Source organism: Shewanella sp. BJSY2023SW001 (assembly GCF_047314685.1).
GTDB classification, from domain to species: domain Bacteria; phylum Pseudomonadota; class Gammaproteobacteria; order Enterobacterales; family Shewanellaceae; genus Shewanella; species Shewanella indica.
Window position 1 is genome coordinate 484 of record NZ_JBKORF010000066.1, and the last position, 19,776, is coordinate 20,259.

At 52.7% G+C, this 19,776-nt stretch carries 19 protein-coding genes and 2 tRNA genes; 4 read left to right on the plus strand and 17 right to left on the minus strand.

The annotated features are described in order from the left end of the window. Positions 1-112 precede the first annotated feature (112 nt). The 8 genes from ACMHXH_RS14885 to dnaQ all read right to left on the minus strand — a co-directional run bounded on the left by ACMHXH_RS14885 (position 113) and on the right by dnaQ (position 6,207). On the minus strand, positions 113-379 hold the full coding sequence (locus tag ACMHXH_RS14885; RefSeq protein ID WP_335924715.1) for a hypothetical protein: 267 nt from the start codon (positions 377-379) through the stop codon (positions 113-115). Positions 380-483: 104 nt separating this feature from the next. Beyond that, positions 484-1,524, minus strand: coding sequence for a helix-turn-helix transcriptional regulator (locus tag ACMHXH_RS14890; protein WP_082014229.1), 1,041 nt, complete (start codon positions 1,522-1,524; stop codon positions 484-486). Next, positions 1,511-2,515 carry a hypothetical protein gene (locus tag ACMHXH_RS14895; protein ID WP_039033207.1) on the minus strand — a complete coding sequence of 335 codons (1,005 nt, stop codon included), beginning with the start codon at positions 2,513-2,515 and terminating at the stop codon, positions 1,511-1,513. Before ACMHXH_RS14895 ends, ACMHXH_RS14890 begins: the two co-directional genes overlap by 14 nt. 79 nt (positions 2,516-2,594) lie before the next feature. Further along, entirely contained in the window at positions 2,595-3,509 is a 915-nt protein-coding gene (locus ACMHXH_RS14900) for a hypothetical protein (protein ID WP_039033208.1), read from the minus strand. A gap of 317 nt (positions 3,510-3,826) precedes the next feature. Continuing rightward, positions 3,827-3,903 (minus strand) — tRNA-Asp (locus tag ACMHXH_RS14905). 51 nt (positions 3,904-3,954) lie between these two features. Then, positions 3,955-4,031, minus strand: a tRNA-Asp gene (locus ACMHXH_RS14910). A gap of 101 nt (positions 4,032-4,132) precedes the next feature. After that, positions 4,133-5,425, minus strand: a complete 1,293-nt coding sequence (locus ACMHXH_RS14915; protein WP_413738249.1) for a TIGR03503 family protein — start codon at positions 5,423-5,425, stop codon at positions 4,133-4,135. A 35-nt stretch (positions 5,426-5,460) separates the two neighbouring features. Further along, positions 5,461-6,207, minus strand: a complete 747-nt coding sequence (gene dnaQ / locus ACMHXH_RS14920) for a DNA polymerase III subunit epsilon (RefSeq protein ID WP_039033209.1) — start codon at positions 6,205-6,207, stop codon at positions 5,461-5,463. A gap of 72 nt (positions 6,208-6,279) precedes the next feature. Between dnaQ and rnhA the strand changes: the two genes are divergently transcribed. Further along, entirely contained in the window at positions 6,280-6,756 is a 477-nt protein-coding gene (gene rnhA, locus ACMHXH_RS14925; protein WP_039033210.1) for a ribonuclease HI, read from the plus strand. On the opposite strand, the gene ACMHXH_RS14930 is transcribed toward rnhA, so the two are convergent. Together ACMHXH_RS14930 and ACMHXH_RS14935 are read right to left on the minus strand one after the other, a co-directional pair. After that, positions 6,753-7,667 (minus strand): LysR substrate-binding domain-containing protein, encoded by a 915-nt coding sequence (locus ACMHXH_RS14930; protein ID WP_039033211.1) that lies wholly within the window; start codon positions 7,665-7,667, stop codon positions 6,753-6,755. The genes rnhA and ACMHXH_RS14930 overlap by 4 nt on opposite strands. 5 nt (positions 7,668-7,672) lie before the next feature. Next, positions 7,673-8,416, minus strand: a complete 744-nt coding sequence (locus ACMHXH_RS14935; RefSeq protein ID WP_039033212.1) for a class I SAM-dependent methyltransferase — start codon at positions 8,414-8,416, stop codon at positions 7,673-7,675. A 116-nt stretch (positions 8,417-8,532) separates the two neighbouring features. Here ACMHXH_RS14935 and gloB point away from each other — a divergent pair, with 116 nt between their 5' ends. The 3 genes from gloB to ACMHXH_RS14950 all read left to right on the plus strand — a co-directional run bounded on the left by gloB (position 8,533) and on the right by ACMHXH_RS14950 (position 12,867). Further along, positions 8,533-9,345: a hydroxyacylglutathione hydrolase gene (gene gloB / locus ACMHXH_RS14940; protein ID WP_039033213.1), complete on the plus strand. Its 813-nt coding sequence runs from the start codon at positions 8,533-8,535 to the stop codon at positions 9,343-9,345. A gap of 253 nt (positions 9,346-9,598) precedes the next feature. Continuing rightward, a complete protein-coding gene (locus ACMHXH_RS14945) occupies positions 9,599-11,152 on the plus strand; it encodes a LysM peptidoglycan-binding domain-containing protein (RefSeq protein WP_234501033.1) in 1,554 nt (517 codons plus the stop codon). A 164-nt stretch (positions 11,153-11,316) separates the two neighbouring features. Then, positions 11,317-12,867, plus strand: a complete 1,551-nt coding sequence (locus tag ACMHXH_RS14950; RefSeq protein ID WP_144361355.1) for a methyl-accepting chemotaxis protein — start codon at positions 11,317-11,319, stop codon at positions 12,865-12,867. A 191-nt stretch (positions 12,868-13,058) separates the two neighbouring features. Here ACMHXH_RS14950 and rnd read toward each other — a convergent pair whose 3' ends face one another. From rnd to tsaB, 7 genes are all read right to left on the minus strand, one after another. Continuing rightward, positions 13,059-14,168: a ribonuclease D gene (gene rnd, locus ACMHXH_RS14955; RefSeq protein WP_071476600.1), complete on the minus strand. Its 1,110-nt coding sequence runs from the start codon at positions 14,166-14,168 to the stop codon at positions 13,059-13,061. Between the two features lie 71 nt (positions 14,169-14,239). Next, on the minus strand, positions 14,240-15,913 hold the full coding sequence (gene fadD / locus ACMHXH_RS14960; protein WP_039033214.1) for a long-chain-fatty-acid--CoA ligase FadD: 1,674 nt from the start codon (positions 15,911-15,913) through the stop codon (positions 14,240-14,242). A 204-nt stretch (positions 15,914-16,117) separates the two neighbouring features. After that, the gene (locus tag ACMHXH_RS14965) at positions 16,118-17,011 is read right to left on the minus strand and encodes an alpha/beta fold hydrolase (RefSeq protein WP_039033215.1); all 894 of its coding nucleotides are present in this window, start codon (positions 17,009-17,011) and stop codon (positions 16,118-16,120) included. A 21-nt stretch (positions 17,012-17,032) separates the two neighbouring features. After that, entirely contained in the window at positions 17,033-17,878 is an 846-nt protein-coding gene (locus tag ACMHXH_RS14970) for a class I SAM-dependent methyltransferase (protein WP_052247949.1), read from the minus strand. Between the two features lie 126 nt (positions 17,879-18,004). Beyond that, complete coding sequence (locus tag ACMHXH_RS14975) at positions 18,005-18,709, minus strand: M50 family metallopeptidase (protein WP_039033216.1); 705 nt, start codon at positions 18,707-18,709, stop codon at positions 18,005-18,007. Beyond that, positions 18,696-18,998, minus strand: a complete 303-nt coding sequence (locus ACMHXH_RS14980) for a hypothetical protein (protein WP_143078407.1) — start codon at positions 18,996-18,998, stop codon at positions 18,696-18,698. The genes ACMHXH_RS14975 and ACMHXH_RS14980 overlap by 14 nt, the downstream gene beginning before the upstream one ends. Positions 18,999-19,057: 59 nt before the next feature. Next, on the minus strand, positions 19,058-19,774 hold the full coding sequence (gene tsaB, locus ACMHXH_RS14985) for a tRNA (adenosine(37)-N6)-threonylcarbamoyltransferase complex dimerization subunit type 1 TsaB (protein ID WP_071476593.1): 717 nt from the start codon (positions 19,772-19,774) through the stop codon (positions 19,058-19,060). Between the last annotated feature and the right edge of the window lie 2 nt (positions 19,775-19,776).

A 19,776-nucleotide genomic window follows, 5' to 3' on the forward strand; every position in this document is an offset into this window, starting at 1 on the left:
CATCCCTGCACAGGTCGGCAAAACTGGACCGAGGCCTATCGACGCCACCTGGCTGATATCAACTTTCCGCAAAGTGCTACTAAAATCACCTTTCAGCATTACATTCATATCGTTACCGAGCGCTATGAGCGCTTGCAACGGCTGGAATTGGAACTGCAAAGCCTAGCAGAAAGCTGGCGTTGGTACTCAGCAGGCTTGGCTTGCGACTGACCAGCAGCCCACCCACTCCCGCCTGATGTTGTTTGACCAGATGCGCGCCTATGTAACAACCCAGATCGCCCACCCCTATCACCAGGATCTGCGGCGCATTAATTGTGGTGGCGAGATTATCCGCGGATAAAAATACCGGCTCGGTATCCGTTAAAGTCGATTGAGGCATAAGGTGCTCCACACAATGAACAAGGACGAAAAGCGACTTCCGCCTGTTGTTGTGCAAAGCTTTGCGTCAACTTGTGTCGCAGAAAAACGGCCATCAAACATTTTTTACAGCGTTGTCATTTTGTAGGCCATCAGCGCCTTCTCAAGGGACGCAATCATACTTGCTCTCAGTGGCTCGGGGGATATCACTTCGATATTGGCCCCCTGCCCTTTAAGCCACCATTTAAGCTGCCAGCCATCAAATACCGTGGCGGAGAGGCGCCAGCGACCATCCTCAAGGGGCGTGAGAGTTTGATCGTCACTGAGCGGCGTTTCGTTGAGATAGAATTGCAACTGCGGTTGAATATTGGCTTCGAGGTGAATACGGCCACCATCAGAAAACTGCATGGCACCGGAATCGAGGTATTCACTCAACGAAAAATTCGCTGGCCGCGGGTAGCGCTCAAAACTGCGTTCAACCTGCTTAAATCTGTGTATGGCAAAGAGTTTTGGCGCACTGGGTTGAGCGCGGCGTTCACTGCCTAACGCCCTTTTTGTATCGCTGCGGTCCTGGTCTGCTTCACTAGCCACCAGATACAGTACCCGACCGCGCAGCACCAGCGCCAAAGGGACAAGCAGGTAGGTTTTGGCTTCCGCCTTTTGGGTTGCCTGATAACTGGCCTCAATGCAGTGGTCAGCAAGCAGTGCTTCCTGAATAACCGTAAGCAGCGAATCGTCAACTTCCGGCGATTGATATACGTTGTCCCCCGAGTAGCAGGCTATTTTATTGCTGTACGGGACTTTTGCCTTGGCAAGCAGCGCCTTCGCCTCGGCGGATTTATCCAAAAGCCCTTGCTTCATCTGCTTGGGCATCACGGCCAGCATGGGCTCAAACAGCATCAGAGTCAGGGCTTCCGCCTGTGTCATCGGCTTTGGAGGCTCACGGCGATGCCAAAGAAACTTACGGCCATCTTGTGTTGAGAGTGCCAAATTGCGCTGCGCCAACGCATTCAGATCCCGCTGCACTGTGCGCGTTTGCGCTTCAATACCCATGGCGCCAAGCTTGGCAATCAAGCCGGCAACATCCACACCGTTGCCCTTTTCGGGCAACAATTGCCACAAGCAAAGCATTCTGTTCGCCGTATCGCCGGCTTTATTCGATGACATGACTCACCTCATCCCTGTGCTGAAATGCCGCTGGAAACAAGCGCTGAAAGTACTCAAGATATTCTGATTTATCAAGATATTCATCCCAATGTAGGTCGGGATCGTGCATTGCATCAAACAGCGTCACAATCTGCTTAAGCTCATCGTCAGCGAGCTTGGCAACATCGCACAGATACAAGAGTTCTTCGCCGCTAAAGGCCAGCAGATGCCGTTTGATAAAGCCCGCACCATCCCGTGTGACCTGATGTTTGAGCAGCAAGCGCCTTAAGTACAACTCATACTCCTCGTTGGTTTTAGGCTGATACTGACTTTGCAGCGCAAGCCCTTGCAGCAAGCCGCTTTGCGGAAAAAAGTGCATCACCAGCCTTGCCGCCAGCATCAGCGGCAAAAAGTCTTTTGCAAATGCCTTATTCGGCATCTGCGAGCGTGATGGCTTTTTAGGAAGTGTTAAGCTGCTTTGATGTTGCTTGGTCAAAAACCACGGCGTTGCTAATAAGAGCCGCGGATCGCCTGAGTACCTTTTGCAACGCTTTTCGGTGCGTCGCCAATGCTTGTCGAGCAGCGCTTCGGCATGAAAGAGCAGTTCAGCCGGATTAAAATCTGCCCCTTTATCTTCGCAAAGCCAGCTCAGCAGACTTTGGCGCCCTTCAACAAAGCGTTTCCACCATGGATAAAAAGGCGAGTCTTTGCTGATACTCTCTTTACCTCTTCGAGTGCTGCAAAGCATCAGAATTTCTCGCGCCCCCTGGCAAGGCGGATTGTCCCAGCACTCAAATACCATCCGGCCAAGCGCAGTGACATCCCAAAAGTCACCCCAGGGATTGTAGTCTTCATCCCTAAGCCAGTCGGCGAGTTCAGCCAAATCGACGCACTCCTGCACCCACAGGCTTTCGTGATTGCGATAGGCAGTTTCAAGCCTGCCAACCCTGTGCTTAGCCAGCAGATAGTCGCGCAATGCCGTAGCATACTGTGATGAGGTTTTTGACCGCATTTTCTCTTCCTTCTGAAAGTTTGCCATAGCGAATTCGCCAAGCTGCTTATGGGGGCTGCTTATGGGGAATGAATTGTGATTACCGGCTCAAGGCACGTTGTGAAAGCATCTCAAATGCCTCCCTTAAGGCCTGCTCACCATAGTGCGGAGGATGCAAAACCATTTGCCCTTCTAACGCAGTGAGGTAAGCCTGACTGACCGCACTGATTTCGCTCACATTGGCTAAGGCAGTTTGCAGTAAATAAAGCAGATGCTCCGGCAACAAGGACGCCGCATTGTCGGCTAAAAAGGCCGCGCCCTTTACGCGATAGCAAAGCTGCAGCAGCCAACGCTGCAGTCGGTATTCCAGCGCGAGAAAATCCACCACATAGTGAGGCGAGGCAACGGCAAAACGTTGGAGAGTGCTGCTTTCTGGCGCCCAGGTAAGCAGCAGAGCGCAGGCAAACAGCCGGTGACGAAACTCATGCCAGCAAGAATCCAGGAATATATCTCGATTTTTGCCATACTCCTTATCGCCAAGTTCCCAACCACTGTTGACACCCAGGCAATTAAGCATGGTGACACAGAAATGGGCACGCAGAAGATGGCGCTCCAGCAGAGCGGTCGCCTCGGCAAGCAAGGCCGTATGATTAAGCCCTTGCTGACCGATGTAAGCCGCGATCCCGAGCGGGAATTGACTCGCCTCATCAAGCTGAAACGACAGTGTGGGATATTCGGGTAAATCTCCTGCAAGATCTTCTGAAAGATGGTGCCAAAGGGCCCGTTGTCTTTCACTCAGCGGTTTTTCAAAACAAGTGATAAAGAGCCTGGCCCACAGCACTCGATTATCCAGAGCGGAGTCAGGTTGCTTCTTGAATCGTTCGATAATGGCAACCCAATCATTGCTGAACTCAAACCAGTAATGCGGAAACTCTGGGTCTGCCTTCTCAACCGCATCGAACCCTTCGGTGACGAAGCGATAGACAAACCCCTGCTCCAAACATAAACCGCACATAGCCTGCTCCTTATTCATTTTACGGATTAAGTATACATGCCTATGCGTCAATATGTGTCGCAATAAACTAGCTTGATGACAAGGTACTCGAAATATCTTGTTCACATTTCAAAGGAAGGCAATGCGACCGGCGCAAAACTGGCAAAATCGCTGATGTTGAAAGAGGCAAGCGCTAAGGAAATGACACTCGGCCAAAACTGGGATTGGGTCACCGAATGGTCACGAATTGGTCACGGTCACAAACCGCGACATGAGGAAGTGGAAAGCGTAAAAATCAAAAATCCCAAGCTATTTAAAAGCTTAGGCTTGATGAATGTTGGCGGAGCGGACGGGACTCGAACCCGCGACCCCCGGCGTGACAGGCCGGTATTCTAACCAACTGAACTACCGCTCCAAAATTCTGCTTTATCGCCTGGGCAATAAAACTCAAATTCGTTAACTTGACTGGCGGAGCGGACGGGACTCGAACCCGCGACCCCCGGCGTGACAGGCCGGTATTCTAACCAACTGAACTACCGCTCCACTCAAGTTGCCGGGAATAATACGTAGAGCCTATGCCAGCGTCAACAACTTTTTCTTTAATCGGCTCTCAAGCAGCCAAAAAAACAGCAAACTACTCATAATCAAAGTGTTCTGTTTGATTTTTGTTCATCTTCATCCGGCAAGGTCAAATCGATCTCCGGTAAAGTATCAACCTCAGGCCTGGACTGCTGCTGTTCCAGCATTTGGGCCTCAGCCACAGCCAAGGCCTGTTTCAAACTCTGGCGCTTGCGCCAAAACAGAATGGCGCCGACCCCAAACAGCAGTAGCAAAACGTTACCGCCTATGATCAGGTAAAGGGCATTTTCTTTGGCTGCCGCCTCTTCTTTGGCTGCTATTACTGCAGCCCTGGCGGCCATCTCTTCGGCGCTCGGTGGCGGCTTGGGAGGCTCAACGAAATTGAAGAAACGTTCCGGCAGGCTCAATACCAGTTCCCTTCCCTGTTTATCTGTACTGAAGACAGTACCCTTGATGCGGTAACTGCCAAAATCACTCACTTGGGGCAACACAAGCTGTGTGCTACCTTCCTTGGGCTGACGCACAGTAAGCGGTAATTGCAACCCGGCTGGTCCCAAGAGTTCAATATCAAAATAGGTTTCCTCAAGGCGCAGAATATCAGGGTTGGCCCTCAGCATTAGGCCCCAGGGCTGAGTCAGAGGATCGTCCGGCTCCAGCACCTTGATATCCACAGGACTAGGCTCCAGCCTAAATGCCTGTTTAAACTCCCGTTCAAACACATCGTTTTGCACATTGACCTGTAGGGTGTAATCCCCCCAGGGCTGGTTGAGGTTAATGTTTGCAGTGAAAGTGCCATCATCAGGCCTTTCATCCAGCGCTTCACCATTATCCTGATAACTGCCGACAATCAGGGTACCGGCAGCAAAGTTTTCATCTCCAGGTTGATGGGAAGAGGCAAAACGCGCGGTCCATCTCAATAGATATTCAAGCCCAGGCAGCCGCATTCTCAGCGAATCACCGGTGAGATGGGCGGTCAATTTAAGCCGCTCACCTTGATAAAGAGGTTGAGGCAGCTCATCCACCTCAATACCCAACTCTGACACCCGGGTAATTTGCGAGCCGGGCACGACTTTACCAATGAGCTGCCAAGGGCCGGGCACAGGGTTTTCCACCGAAATCATGTCGCCTGTAACCCCATCGGTCCACTTGACATTCTCCGGGTGGCGCGAGGCATACCATTTACTGCCATCGGGCAAGACCACCACCACAGGGGCGGAGCCGTATTCCCGCTGCACCAGCAGTACGATTCTGTCGACCATATGATCGATCCGAAAACGATTCTTAAGCTCTGAAGCCTGTTCCTTGGGGACGATCTCGGCAGCTGTCGCCCCCCCGAAGCCAAGCAGCAGACACGCCATGAGGCCCAGCGCTGGTCTCAATCCCATTATTTGCTTCAATCCATAGGTTGTGGCTCGTCGCGCCAGAGGCACTTGCCTGATTTTGCAACTAAATCGAGCCTTTGCTCATGCATATTCAGTTCATCGGCCGATGCGGCGATCACTTTAAGTTTTGCGCGATTGGTATCGAGACGCATGATGCCACCGGCTTCCTGCCCTGCTTGATCGCTGGAAAGGTTGAACTTGGTCTGGCCACCAGTCATCGCCAGATATACATCGGCGAGGATCTCGGCATCGAGCAAAGCGCCGTGATATTCACGACGGGAGTTGTCTATATGGTAACGCTTACACAGGGCGTCCAGATTGTTCTTTTGCCCCGGGTGTAAAAACTTGGCAATGGCCAGGGAGTCGAGGATCTGACAAATATCCGCCGTCACCGGCCCCCTGGGATTGGTCATGGAAAACTCATGATCCATAAAGCTCACGTCAAACGAGGCGTTGTGCGCAACAATCTCAGCCCCTTGAATAAAGGCGATAAAGTCGGCGGCAATTTCATGGAATCTGGGTTCGTTGGCCACTCTCTCATTGGTAATACCATGAACCGCAATCGCTTCTTCATCAATGGGTTGGCCCGGGTTGATGTATTGGTGGAAAGTGCGACCTGTCAGGCGGCGGTTAATCACTTCCACGCAACCTATCTCAATGATCCTGTGGCCCTGATAGACGGGGCCTGCGCCCTGGTTCATACCTGTGGTTTCGGTATCAAGAATGATCTGCCGACTGGCATTCGATATGATATTCATCTATTTTTTGCAGCTTCCTGAGTGAATTTACGGGTATACTCGCCCGCATTTGCCGGATATGGTAACAACTTGATGAGCGAACTGAAACAGATCCAGATATACACCGATGGCTCTTGCCTGGGCAACCCCGGCCCCGGCGGCTATGGTGTCGTCATGCGCTATAAACAACATACCAAAGAACTCTCCGGTGGCTTTGCCCTGACAACCAACAACCGCATGGAGTTGCTGGCCCCCATTATCGCGCTGGAAAGCCTGAAAGAGCCTTGTAAAATCGTGCTGACCAGCGACAGCCAATATATGCGCCAGGGGATCACCCAATGGATCCACGGCTGGAAGAAAAAAGGCTGGGTCACTTCCAACAAGACGCCGGTGAAAAATGTCGATCTCTGGCAGCGGCTGGATAAGGCCACGCAACAACACCAGATAGACTGGCGCTGGGTCAAGGGCCACGCCGGACACCCGGAGAACGAGCGTTGCGATGCCCTGGCCCGCGAAGCCGCCGAAGCCAACCCTGCCACAATCGATAAGGGTTATCAGGACAGCCTCTAAATCCCTTTGTCCGCGACTGTCTTGAGTTTCAAAAATTTGCCGCAAAAGTCGATAAAGGCCTGCGCCAATGGCGTCAGGCTGTGGCTCTTGTGGCGAATAAGGTAAAACGGCCGCTCAAGCGCCAGCCCCTCCACCTCAACCAACGCCAGTTCTCTACGGGCCAGCTCTTTATCCAGTGTCAGCTCGGACAAAACTCCGAGCCCGGCGCCCTGCTTCACCGCCTGTTTGATGGCATCGGGAGTTGGAAAACAGAAACGGGCCTCTGGCTGCAGGTCAAGGCGGTTGGCAGCATCGACAAAGTACTCCCGGGTGCCTGAGCCCTCTTCTCTCAATACCCAGGAGAGCCCCTTGAGCTCGCTTGGCGAGACCTTGCTTCCCGCCAGCGGGTGCGCCGGATGGCAGAATACCTTGAGACAGTCCTGATGCCAGGGCAATACGGCGATACGACTATCGAGGCAGTAACCTTCAATGAAGCCCAACTCGGCGCGAAACTCGGCCACATCGCGAATAACCTTGCGGGTATTGTCTATCGCCAAGTCGACCTGAGTCTGAAGATGTTGCTGGCTGAATGCCACCGCCGCCTTGGCCAGCAGAAAATTACCTATGGTAGAGCTGGCGCTGACATTCAACATACCGGCCAATTCGTGATTATTCGGGGTAAACGCCTGCTCTATGCGCTCGATGCGCTGCAGTACATCGCTGGCCAGAGGCAGCAGTAGGCTGCCTTGAGAGTTAAGCTGCAAGCGGTTGCCTATACGCTCGAATAAGCGGGTATCGAGCTGCTTTTCAAGTTCCGACAACGCCATAGATGTGGCCGGCGCGGAGAGGTTAACCCGCTCGGCCGCTTTAACTACCTGACCACTGCGAGCCACGGCTTCAAAAATCATCAACTGTTTCAGGGTAATACGCATTAAAATTATTGCTCTTCTTTAGTGTCGCGCTCCAATTGTCTGCCGGAGAATCCCGGCGTCGGCGTGGGTTGCCAACCTGGGATCCGCTGGCGGCGTTTATCTCCCAAGGGGGTTAACGGCGAATCCAGCTTGCGGGCCACCAACAGATACAAAGAGCCGGTACCCGGCAGCCATTTTTGCTGCCAATGATGCCATATTTTCAACGGCGCGGATTCGCTGAGCAGCGAATGATATAAGAGCCGCTCGTCATGCACCACCTGATACCCCAGGAGCCCGAGCCAATCTTTAATCCTGGCCGGCATAAAGAAATGGCCGCTCCAGGGTAAGGCCTGTTGAAATCTGGGCAGCAACTTGCCAAAAAAAGCACAGCTGAAGGGGTTAATTCCTACTATAAAAAGATAGCCGCCACTGACCAGCACCCTGTCGGCTTCACGCAAAATCCGGTAAGGGTTTGCCTCAAACTCCAGCACCAGGTTCATCACTACTGCATCTATGCTGGCCGGCGCCAACGGTAGCGAGGCAAAATCGGCAACTATCGAAGCACCTTTATCAGGGAAGAGGGAGAACTGATGCCAGACCGGACAGTTTTTGATCTCGAGTTCGCGGCTTAAGGCACCCAGGCGCAACAGATGATAACCAAATACCCTGGGCCACCAATAGGCCAGTTTGCTTTCCAGTTCACGTTTGATAGTCTCACCGGCGGGCAAACTATCCCAGGAACTGGGTCTGGACTCAGACGAGAGAGGCATAGATACTCCGGTTTAGCCATTCTAGCCTCAGCTTAATAACGAATCCCCTATACAAGCAAGTATGAGGCTCAGTAAAATTGAAACTGATCCCGCCGACTTAAAGGAGCCTTGAGCTTATGTCCAACGTCCATATCACCCATCCCCAGCCTCAGATAACGCCCATAGCCGCCTTCGATGACAACTATATCTGGGCCATAGTGGCGCCCCAAGGTGATAGTTGTTGGGTGGTCGACCCGGGTGATGCCGTGCCGGTATTGGCTTTTTTGGCGCGAAATAACCTGACTTTAGCCGGAGTACTGATAACTCACCACCACAGCGACCATACCGGTGGCATTCCGGCATTGACGGAAACTTTTGACTCGCTCCCGGTTTACGGACCAGCCAATCCGGCCATCAAAGGCATTACCCAGCCACTAACAGAGGAAGGTGAATATCGGCTTGAGCCAGGGCAAGGTAGATTTGCTCTTGAATGCCGGGTATTTAAGGTTCCCGGGCACACGCTGGATCATATCGCTTATTTGATTGACGATGCGCTGTTTTGTGGCGATACCCTGTTCTGCGCCGGCTGCGGTCGCCTGTTTGAAGGCAGCGCCGAGCAGATGTACCATTCTTTGAGTCAGTTTGCTGCCCTCGATGACAGCACCAAGGTGTATTGCACCCATGAGTATACTTTGGCCAATCTGCGTTTTGCCAAAGCCGTTGAGCCGGACAACCAGGCACTGGCTGACTACCAACTTGCCGCCGAAGCGCTGCGCGAGCAGCAAGAGCCTACACTCCCCTCCACTATTGGTCGTGAAAAGGCCATCAACCCCTTTATGCGCTGCCAAAAGAACACACTGCAGAGCAGGCTCGAATCCCACAGCGGTCAGCCCTGCCATGATCCCGTGAGCCGCTTTGCAGTTCTCAGGCAATGGAAAGACAATTTCTGAAAACCGGGTTACAATAAGCCGCTTTTTTGTGTCGTTATTATGACAACGCTCAGCCAAGATATATTTATCTAATTGTTTTAAATAATAATACTTGGCTTTCAGTAACGGCGCTTCTTTTTCACCACGGAAACCAAACCAGGGTAAAAGTATCACCCAAGGTACAATCCCGGGCCAAGGGACCAGGCCTATCCCGGGTTTCCGTTTGATGTGCGTTTGCCTGTCTGTTCAGGCCATCATTCGAGGATTGCTGTTTTTGAAGCAAATCAGATTTTTTATATTGGCGGGGAGCCTCTCCCTGCTTGGCGGCTGTCAGCTGCTGTCTCAAGCGCCGGAGTCTACTGCCAAAACGCCGGTTAAGGCCACCCCGGCTCCGATCATTACTCAGGCTCCACAAGTCATCAGCGAGCCGGAAGTTGTTGTCACTGACGTGTGGCAGCGGATCCGCAACCAACTCAATATGTCGGTTCCCGATGAGAAGCTGGTGCGCCAATACCGTCAATGGTACATAGATAATCCAAGACACCTGGAGCAGATCTCTGAACGGGCTGCTCCCTTTATGTATTTGATCGTCGAGCAGATAGAAGAGCGCAAACTGCCGATGGAGCTGGCACTGCTGCCGATAGTGGAAAGTGCCTTCGATCCTTTCGCCTACTCCCATGGTGCCGCCTCAGGATTATGGCAGTTTACCTCGCCCATGGCGCTGCATTTTGGCCTGGAGATCAACTGGTGGTATGACGGACGCCGCGACGTTCCGGCAGCCACAACCGCAGCGCTGAATATGATGGAATACCTCTACGACAAGACCGGCGAGAACTGGCTCTATGCCATAGCTGCATATAACACAGGCGAAGGTCGGGTGTTGAATGCGGTCAAGCGCAACCGCCAAAAGGGACAGCCTACCGACTTCTGGTCGCTGTCGCTGCCCAAGGAAACCGAGCGTTATGTTCCGCAATTGCTGGCACTGGCAGATGTCGTCAAAAATGCCGATAAATATGGTATCCAACTGACACCGATCGCCAACGAACAGAAGTTGGAAGTGGTCGATGTCGGCAGCCAGATAGACTTGGCCCTGGCAGCGCGCCTTGCCGGTATGGAAGTCAATGAACTGCAACAGTTCAACCCAGGCTTCAATCGCTGGGCCACAGCGCCGGAAGGGCCACACAAGCTGGTACTGCCGCTGGACAAAGCCAAAGAGTTTGAAATCGCCCTGGCCAGTACAGCGCCAAGCGAGCGCCTCAACTGGCTCAGATACAAGATCCGCAAGGGTGACTCTCTTGGAGTAATAGCCAAGAAGCATCATACCAGTATCGATGTTATTCGTTCGGTCAACGGCATTAGTGGCAACAATATTGTCGCTGGCAAGCACCTGTTGATCCCGGTCGCCCTCAAGGACGCATCGGCCTACCCGCTCTCCAAGGAGCAACGCCTGGGTCAGAATAAGTCCGGCAAGAGCAAACGCAGCTACCTGGTCAAGTCCGGTGATTCCCTGTGGCAGATAGCCAAGGATAATGGCGTCAGTGTCAACGAGCTGGTGAAATGGAACGGGATCTCGACCAAAACGCCGCTGCGTCCCGGCAAACAACTGACCATCTGGACTAAAGCTTCCGGCAAATCCCAGAGTGCCAACGCCGTAATGCGCACCGTGAAGTATAAGGTTCGCTCCGGTGATTCGTTGGCAAGAATCGCCAGCAAGTTCAATGTCAGTGTGAATGATCTGCTGGAATGGAACCAGCTCAAAGCCAGTAAGTACCTGCAACCCGGACAGATGTTGACCCTATTCGTGGACGTGACCCGGGTCAAGACCTGATAAAAACTCCTACTCAAGCGGCACCCAAGGTGCCGCTTATGATCCTGTTCAAACTTTTGCAAGTTATTATATTACAATCATAATCCATTCGTGCCCTGTCACAAATTTGACACTTCTCTTTGTTGATAATCGTCCGCTGTATTAATCCAGCTTAAACAAACACGATGAACAGAGATTTGCCCATTACCGACATTGAAACACCTGTGACGGAAGATGCCCGCATTCTATCCACCACAGATCTCAAAGGGCGCATCACCCATATCAATCAAGAATTTATTGATCTTTGCGGCTTTTCTCGTGAGGAACTCTTGGGGCATGGTCACAACATAGTGCGCCATCCTCATATGCCCAAGGCGGCGTTTGCCGATCTCTGGCATCAAGTCAAAAATGGCAACAGCTGGATGGGCTTGGTTAAAAATCGCCGCAAAGACGGCGGTCACTACTGGGTCAACGCCTACGTCACCCCGATTCGCCGCAAGGGTAAAATAGTTGAGTATCAATCAGTACGTACCAAGGCGAGCCCTGAGCTTATCGCCAGAGCCGAAAACTGCTACCAGGCCATCAATCAAGGAAAATCGATACTGCCACGCTTTCGAATAGGGCTAACGGCAAAGCTAGCGCTCTGTTGGGGCGCATCACTGCTATCCCTGGTGACCCTGCCCTGGCTAAGCGGTCTCTGGCTACTTGTGCCGGTCAGCGCAGCGGCAACTTTGATGGGCTGGAGTCTTTTCAGGCTCAAACAAAGGTTAAATAATGTCAGTCAACTCAGCCGCGGAGTACAGAATAATCCACTGATGCAGGCTATTTACTGCAACAGCACAGATGAACTCGCCGAGCTGGAATTGAGTTTGAGAATGCAGCAGGCCGAGATATTCGCCATCACAGGACGGATAAAAGACAGCGGTGAGATCCTCGATAACAGTTTAAGTGCCCATCAGGCCGCCGTCGATGCCAACTACCGCGAACTGGCACAGCAAACCGGCGCCCTGAAACAGCAAGGTGATGCCATCAACGAGCTCAGAGGTGCCGTGACCGAGATTGCTGATACATCAGCCGAAACGGCCAACGAGGTGACTGAACTTGAACAAAGCAACCGCCACACTCTAGAAGCTCTGGTCGCCAGCCGCGCCGCCAACAGCGAAGTCACCGCTCTGCTTGCGAAGGTTGAAGCACAGTTGCTGGCATTGGACAAACGCTGCAGTAGTATAAACACTGTGCTGGAAGTGATTGAACAACTTTCTGATCAAACCAATCTGCTGGCGCTCAATGCGGCTATCGAAGCGGCCCGAGCCGGTGAAGCCGGGCGCGGATTTGCCGTAGTGGCCGATGAGGTACGTAACCTTGCAATGCGCTCCGCTGAATCCGCCGGTGAAATACATCAAATTATTGCCGAGCTCAGTCTGCAAAGTCGCCAGACAGTGACCGAGATGGAGCGCAGCCAGCAACTGACCAAAGAAAGTCTGCAACTGGAGCAAAAGTTGGCGCAACGGTTGGACGAAGCCACCAGTGCACTGGGCCGAATTGCCGCCCATAGCCAGCAAATAGCCGTTGCCACCGAGCAGCAAGCCTGTGTGGTAGAACAGTTACACCGCCATTCAGAACAGTTACAACAGGGCGTTGGCTGTTTAACCGATAACAGTGAAGCCGCAAGCCATCACGGAAAGGAACTCACCAGGCAAAGCGAACGTCAAAAAGAGCTCATCGCCCAGTTTTGACAACAAAGCAACGGCGTTATTTTTCCAGGTAGGCGCCATTTGCCAAAGCGTGTAAAAACACCTGTGTTTATCTATGGCATTCCCCTCATGGAAACCGCGCTAAAACATACAACGCGGCTCCCTGAAGGGAATGCCAAAAATTTACCAGTCAAGTGTATCTAAGTACCAAAGTAATATAAGTCAAACCTGGATCAGAGAGCCAATTTCGCCAATTTATCAGCTACAAGTTGGCCGCGCCATCCCAGCAACACCAAGGGAGTGGGTCCCTGTTTACCGTCCCATATCCACTCAAGATATTCATGAATATGGCGCTTGGAGCCAAGCAACTCCATAGGCACACTTTCGGATTCTGCAACCTCGCTCAAGCACTGCTTAATGCTCTTGAAAGCGCTCTTGTACCCTGGTTTGAGCGCCAGCACATCCAAGGGCTCAGGTAGATTACTCATATCCGCCTTGGCCATAACCTTGAGCACGTCTTTGGCGTAGAGACGCTTTTCATGATCCGTCAGCTCTTTCATGGCAAGCACGTCATTGATCCCTCTGGGCTGACGTTTGGCCAAACCGATAAGGGCATGATCTTTCATGACAAAACCCAGCGCCATATCCTTTGCCAACGCCTTACGCAAACGCCAGGCCGCCAGTACCTTGAGCACAGCCAATTGGGGTGTACTCAACTGAAAGGCGTTCTTGACCCTAAGATAGGCCGTGTCTTCATCCGGCGGATCCAGACGCCCTTCGGTCATGCGTTGACTCTCTTCCAATGCCCACTCAATCCTGCCCTGCTGCTGCAGTTTCTGCTGCAACTGGGGATAGAGTTGGTAAAGATAATAGACATCATTGGCGGCGTAGCTGAGCTGCGCCTCTGATAACGGCCTTTTTAGCCAGTCAGTACGGGACTCGCCCTTGTCAAGCTCCACTCCCAGACATTCATGTACCAGCTTGGCATAACCCAGGCCATGACCCAGGCCGGCAATGGCCGCCGCCAATTGGCTGTCAAACAAAGGCTTGGGCTGGCACAAGCCCTGGCGGGCAAACACTTCCAAGTCTTCACTGCAGGAGTGCAACAACTTGGTGATTTTCTCATCGGTCAACAAGGCCCAGAAGCCCGACAGATCCGAGATGGCCAAAGGGTCTATCAGCGCCAGAGTCTTGCCGTCATAGGCCTGAATAAGCCCTAAACAAGCATAATAAGTGCGGGTGCGTACAAATTCGGTATCCAGCACCAGCAGTTCAGCCTCACGGTATTGAGCTACCAACTGTGCCAGGGTGGCGTCATCTTTTACATACAGGTAATCTTGCAACTTCAACTCCCATCCTGCGCGAGTTTCCAGGTCTCGGAAACACAAGAGCCGGCTGGCGCCGGCTCTCTATATTATGCAGATTTGGCCTCATCTCTGAGTTCTCTGCGCAGGATCTTTCCTACATTGGTTTTCGGCAATTCGTCCCTGAATTCTATCAGCTTCGGCACCTTATATCCTGTTAAATGATGGCGACAGTGTTTGATAAGCTCTTTCTCGGTCAAAGATTTGTCTTTTGCAACCACAAAAATCTTCACCAGTTCACCACTGACCTCATGTGGCACACCCACGGCGGCTACTTCAACCACCTTGGGATGCAAGGCCACCACCTCTTCCACTTCATTGGGGAAAACGTTGAAGCCGGAAACCAGGATCATGTCCTTCTTGCGATCGACAATATAGAAAAAGCCTTTTTCATCCATATAGCCGATATCGCCTGTGGCCAGCCAACCATCCTTGTCGATCACCTTGGCCGTTTCTTCCGGACGTTGCCAGTAGCCAAGCATCACCTGAGGCCCTTTGGCAAAAAGTTCGCCCGTCTCCCCCTGAGGCAACACCTGACCATCATCGCTACGCACTTGAATTTGTGTCGAGGGCGCAGGCAAGCCGATAGAGCCGTTGTAACCGGCCAAATCATAAGGGCAGCAAGCAACCAGAGGTGAAGCTTCGGTCAGGCCATAGCCTTCGAGCAAGCGGGTCTTGGTGATGTTCTGCCATTTGTCGGCCACGGCGCGCTGCACCGCCATACCGCCACCAATCGAGAGTTTGAGGCGGGAGAAGTCCAAAGCAGCAAACTCTTCACTGTTGACCAGGGCGTTAAACAAGGTGTTCACCCCAGTGAGAGCAGTGAAAGGTGTTTTCTTGAGTTCGGCCACAAATCCCGGGATATCCCTGGGATTGGTGATCAGTAAGTTGTTGGCGCCTTTATGCAGGAACAGCAAACAGTTCACAGTTAAGGCGAAAATATGATAAAGCGGCAAGGCGGTTACCACAAACTCCTTGCCGTCGTTGAGCAAAGGGGCATAGGCACCGTTGGCCTGCAATACGTTGGCAACTATGTTGCCATGGCTGAGCATGGCCCCCTTGGAAACACCTGTAGTACCACCGGTATACTGCAAAAAGGCGATATCGTCACTCTTGACCACAGGCTTGACGTATTGCGCCTTTTTACCCGCCCGAAGCGCACGACGCATGGATATGGCGTGTGGCAATGAGTATTTGGGCACCAGGCGCTTAATATACTTCACCACAAAATTAACCAGGGTACCCTTTGGGGTACTCAAAAGATCGCCAAGCCCAGTGATAATCACGTTTTTGACCGGAGTTTGATCGACCACTTGCTCCAGCGTGCTGGCAAAATTGGACACTACCACTATCGCCTTGGCGCCAGAATCGACCAACTGATGCTTGAGTTCTCTCGGGGTATAGAGCGGATTGACATTGACCACAACCATACCTGCTCGCAACACACCAAACAGAGCGATGGGGTATTGCAGCAGGTTTGGCATCATGATCGCCACCCGATCGCCCTTCTGCAATTTGAGATCATTTTGCAAATAGGCGGCAAAGGCACGACTGCGCTCTTCCAGTTTTCGGTACGTCAGGGTTGCGCCCATATTAACGAAGGCGGGTTGATCGGCGTAGGTATTGACCGCTGATTCCAACATCTCCAGCAAGGAAGCATAGCGGCTGGTATCAATTTCGGCAGGCACGTCGGCAGGCAAACTGTTAATCCAGGGCTGGTCCACAAATCTCTCCTAAAATTCCGTCTTCAGCGGAAACGACTCTCTCTGTCGTTAAAGCCCGCAGCGTCTGCGGGCAAAGCACTGAGTATTTTTATAAAGTTCTTATTAAGGCCTTGGGCCTCGACTCTTGGTAGTTAACTTTCGCGCCGCAAAAATCATACGGGCGTTTAAAATTTTGATCATCATCACATAAAAGCTTTTATTTGCCTAGTCCCCCGGATTGGATTTTCTACCTTGGAGAAATCCGGCCAGAGTTTGCGCTACCTCATCGGCATTCTCCATATGCAGATGGTGATCCCCTTGGAGTTGCACTACTTGCAACTCGCTGTACCAGGCGCGGGCCTGGGGTAAACTCTGCACCAATCCGGGAAATCCCTGCTCACCCGTGATAAGCAAGCTGGGGATGGCTATTCCCTGCATCAGGGATGCTACCTGCTCAAAACAAAGTCGCATCGGCGAGTCGAGCCTTAGCCTTGGGTCGCTGCGCCATCTGGCGCCGTATGCATCAATTTGCATATTGCGCGTCACCAATAATCTGGACCAAGGCTCGGCCAGTCCGGTCAACTGCACTCTGGCTTTGATGGCCGGTTCAATACTGTCATAAACCACTTGGCTACGTTTGCTGCCGAGCATACGCTTATGGGCAGCAAAGCTCTTTCTCAGCCTGGGTTTAGCCTGCTCCACCGCCTCATAGAGAGGAGCAAAGGCTTCAATCAACAGTAACTTATCGACACGCTCAGGAAACGCTGCGGCATAAGCACTGGCGACAATCCCTCCCAGCGAGTGCCCCAACAAAGTGACTGGCGCATCACCGGCCAAGCTGCCCAGCAGCAGCTCAAGATCATACAGATAATCAATCCAGTGCAGCGGATAACGCCCTGGCCTGTGATCCGATAAACCATGTCCCGGCCAGTCGATGGCAAGAATACGATAATCATTCATCAGCTTCTCGGCCAAAGGGGCAAAGCTGTTACTGTTATCCAGCCATCCATGCAATGCCAGTAACAGCGGCTTATCCTCCGCTCCCCAGCATTGTGCCGCCAGCGTGAGGTGCGGCAGCGGGAGCTTCAGTGCTTTTACGGGGGCGGAAGGTTGCCACATAATGCCTCTGTTGTCAGTGTATCAGTTCGCTTTTTTGATAAATTTGAGTGTCATACGGTCACTTTCTCCTATCTTGAGATAAGTGTCCCTGTCCTGCTCACCCAATCGCAATGTCGGCGGTAAGGTCCAAACGCCTTTAGGGTAATCCTTACTGTCCTTGGCATTGGCATTGATCTCACTGCTGGCTTCCAAGGTGAAGCCGACCTTTTCTGCCAGTGCTATCATCTCATCCTGCATCATGTAACCGCTGTCAGGGCCATTACCGGCTTTGCCCCTGTGCTCAACCACTCCAAAGACGCCGCCATCTTTAAGCACATTAAAGGCAGCCTGAAACACGGTTTGCAGTTGCCCCTGACTGGCCCAGTTATGCAGGTTTCTGAACGTCAGTACCGTATCGGCGCTGGCATCTTCTCCCAGTTTTACCTGTGCTGGAGGATCCAAAACCACCTGTTTGATTTTGCCGAGCTCTTTGGGGTGAGCTTGCAGCCATTCAAGATAACGCTTGCCCGCTTTGGCCCGATAACGGCTGCCCGGGGTGTCCTCTTGCGGCTCTGTGTTAAAACCGGCGGCAATATACTGCCCCTTATCCGCCAACATGGGCGCCAGGATTTCTGTGTACCAACCGCCGCCTGGCCAGAGTTCAATCACGGTTTGCTCCGCCGTGATCCCGAAAAAAGCCAGCGTCTGCTCTGGATGACGATATTGGTCGCGCTCGACATTGGCTTCCCGACGAAAGTCACTGTTAACCGCCTCCAGCAACGCCTGTTCGCCGGCCTGCGCCGCACCGCTGCCAAGCAGCATGCCAGCCACCAGCAAAGCCTTGCCAAGCGGCGTTGCCAGCTTACGATTGAATTGCTTGTATTCCATTTCCCTTCTCCTTTGAATCTGGACTTATGCTGCGGCAACAGACCCGCCGACACGACTTTTTGGCACGCACTGGTGCCAAATAAAATTGGAGTTCAAGCTAACAGTGAGCGGCAGACTTGCCAAGGATCAGTTTGATTTTCCATCTATGCGGCGCCAGCAAAGCAGCAGCGCCAATAAGCCGGAAGCGAACCACAGCAATACCCAGACGAACGCAGGCACCCAGCTGTGCTCGGCCAACAATACCGCATCCCCCCTGTCGTCCAGCCCCAGCAACACGGCAGGGCTGGCGAGCGCATTGAGCATCACCATCAAGGCCACCAGACGCAGGCTACCGCTGAGCAGTCGGTTGCCGCCAAATTTCAACGGCAGCAGAAACAATACACTCAGACTAATGAGAATACTCAGGGTAAGTAAGTCCCGTCCCCACAGCAGTATGGTGAGCAGCACCAAGGCGCCGATAAAGGCAAAACTTACACGGATCCCCCGCGGCCAAGTGGCCAGGTGGTAAAGCAGGCAGCCCCAAAAGGCCGCGCCCAAATAACCACTGAAGCCGATAAGGAGCGGCCAACCGCCCTGACTGAAACAGAAACCGGCGCCATTCGGAAAGAGTTGGATATGGCTGACAATCCCGCCGCTCAACAGCGTTGCCAGCGCATGGGACAACTCATGAAAATAGCTTTCCAGCCATTTGAAAGGCACTGAGACATAGGGCAAATGAGTCAACATCAAGGCCAGCAAGAGTTCCAGCAGAAACTGGCCTCTTCCCGGTAATTGCGCAGAATGGCAAGGTTTTACAAACGCGTTATCGGCGGGGCTATCAGGCGTAGACATCTATGCCCACCATGGCTGAAATAGCGTCACGCTGCGCGGCGTGTTGAGTATGGAGATAGAGGGCGATTGCGTCTGAATGACCGGCAGTTTCCCGCTTCAGTTGCTCTCTTTGCTGGTATTTGTCATTAAGGGCTTGGCTGTCAAACTCGAGCAACTGTCTGGATGGGCTGACAAGGATTTCATTTTGAGTCTCAACGGTTTGCTGGGCACGCTCCGGAGGTCTATTGCCGGCTACCGCCTGCGACAGACTTTGAACTGCACCCGGATGTCCCGTCTGCTTGATCATCATGATACTGCTTTGCTCTCCGTTTGCCCCAAGCCCATGAGGCAGTTAACCCGCCTGAAGCCCTATTCCCTTCCCGGCAGTTTTTTCCAGGCAACTGTATCTCGCAAGTACACAGGCGCCAGCTCATCGACCGAGGTGGCCTGTCCTTGTTGCCAGCCAAGGCTTGCCAAAGCAAGCATAGCACTGGCTTGAGGATATTTCACCGCATCAAGCAAGGTCAAGTTCTCGGCATGTTGTAACAGTGCCGGGTAGGCGTCAAACCCTGTGCCACAGCAATACACCTTATCCGCATTGGCAAAGGGCGAGGTCATTGTCTCAGGGGCGCTCACTTGCTCTATGCCCACCAGTTTGGCCAGGCCGGATTCCTGTTCAAACGCCGCCCAATAGATTTCGCCCATGCGGGCATCTATGGCACAAATCACCTGCTGCGCACCATGTTCGGTTATCGCTTGCTGCGCCATGGCGGCCAAGGTAGAGATACCGATTACAGGTACATCCAGCCCCAGCGCCAGCCCTTGAGTCATAGAGGTGCAGATGCGGATACCGGTGAAACTGCCTGGCCCTCGGCCATAGGCGATAAGGCCGATATCCTGCATCTTGAGCCCGGATTGGCTCAGCAAGTTCTCTATCATAGGCAGCAATCTTTGGCTATGTTCACGGGGAGCATCGACAGATTCGGCAATACTGCCACCTTGCCATGCCAGCGCCGCTGAGCAGAGTTCGGTACAGGTATCCAAAGCCAGAATAACAGGAGAGTTGGCAAGTGTAGTCGATGTCATGG

Bases quoted from the DNA above. Each gene is read 5' to 3' on its own strand.
- ACMHXH_RS14885 (WP_335924715.1), bottom strand. From the start codon at position 379: ATGCCTCAATCGACTTTAACGGATACCGAGCCGGTATTTTTATCCGCG.
- ACMHXH_RS14890 (WP_082014229.1), bottom strand. From the start codon at position 1,524: ATGTCATCGAATAAAGCCGGCGATACGGCGAACAGAATGCTTTGCTTG.
- ACMHXH_RS14895 (WP_039033207.1), bottom strand. From the start codon at position 2,515: ATGCGGTCAAAAACCTCATCACAGTATGCTACGGCATTGCGCGACTAT.
- ACMHXH_RS14900 (WP_039033208.1), bottom strand. From the start codon at position 3,509: ATGTGCGGTTTATGTTTGGAGCAGGGGTTTGTCTATCGCTTCGTCACC.
- ACMHXH_RS14915 (WP_413738249.1), bottom strand. From the start codon at position 5,425: ATGGCGTGTCTGCTGCTTGGCTTCGGGGGGGCGACAGCTGCCGAGATC.
- dnaQ (WP_039033209.1), bottom strand. From the start codon at position 6,207: ATGAATATCATATCGAATGCCAGTCGGCAGATCATTCTTGATACCGAA.
- rnhA (WP_039033210.1), top strand. From the start codon at position 6,280: ATGAGCGAACTGAAACAGATCCAGATATACACCGATGGCTCTTGCCTG.
- ACMHXH_RS14930 (WP_039033211.1), bottom strand. From the start codon at position 7,667: ATGCGTATTACCCTGAAACAGTTGATGATTTTTGAAGCCGTGGCTCGC.
- ACMHXH_RS14935 (WP_039033212.1), bottom strand. From the start codon at position 8,416: ATGCCTCTCTCGTCTGAGTCCAGACCCAGTTCCTGGGATAGTTTGCCC.
- gloB (WP_039033213.1), top strand. From the start codon at position 8,533: ATGTCCAACGTCCATATCACCCATCCCCAGCCTCAGATAACGCCCATA.
- ACMHXH_RS14950 (WP_144361355.1), top strand. From the start codon at position 11,317: ATGAACAGAGATTTGCCCATTACCGACATTGAAACACCTGTGACGGAA.
- ACMHXH_RS14965 (WP_039033215.1), bottom strand. From the start codon at position 17,011: ATGTGGCAACCTTCCGCCCCCGTAAAAGCACTGAAGCTCCCGCTGCCG.
- ACMHXH_RS14970 (WP_052247949.1), bottom strand. From the start codon at position 17,878: ATGGAATACAAGCAATTCAATCGTAAGCTGGCAACGCCGCTTGGCAAG.
- ACMHXH_RS14975 (WP_039033216.1), bottom strand. From the start codon at position 18,709: ATGTCTACGCCTGATAGCCCCGCCGATAACGCGTTTGTAAAACCTTGC.
- ACMHXH_RS14980 (WP_143078407.1), bottom strand. From the start codon at position 18,998: ATGATGATCAAGCAGACGGGACATCCGGGTGCAGTTCAAAGTCTGTCG.
- tsaB (WP_071476593.1), bottom strand. From the start codon at position 19,774: ATGACATCGACTACACTTGCCAACTCTCCTGTTATTCTGGCTTTGGAT.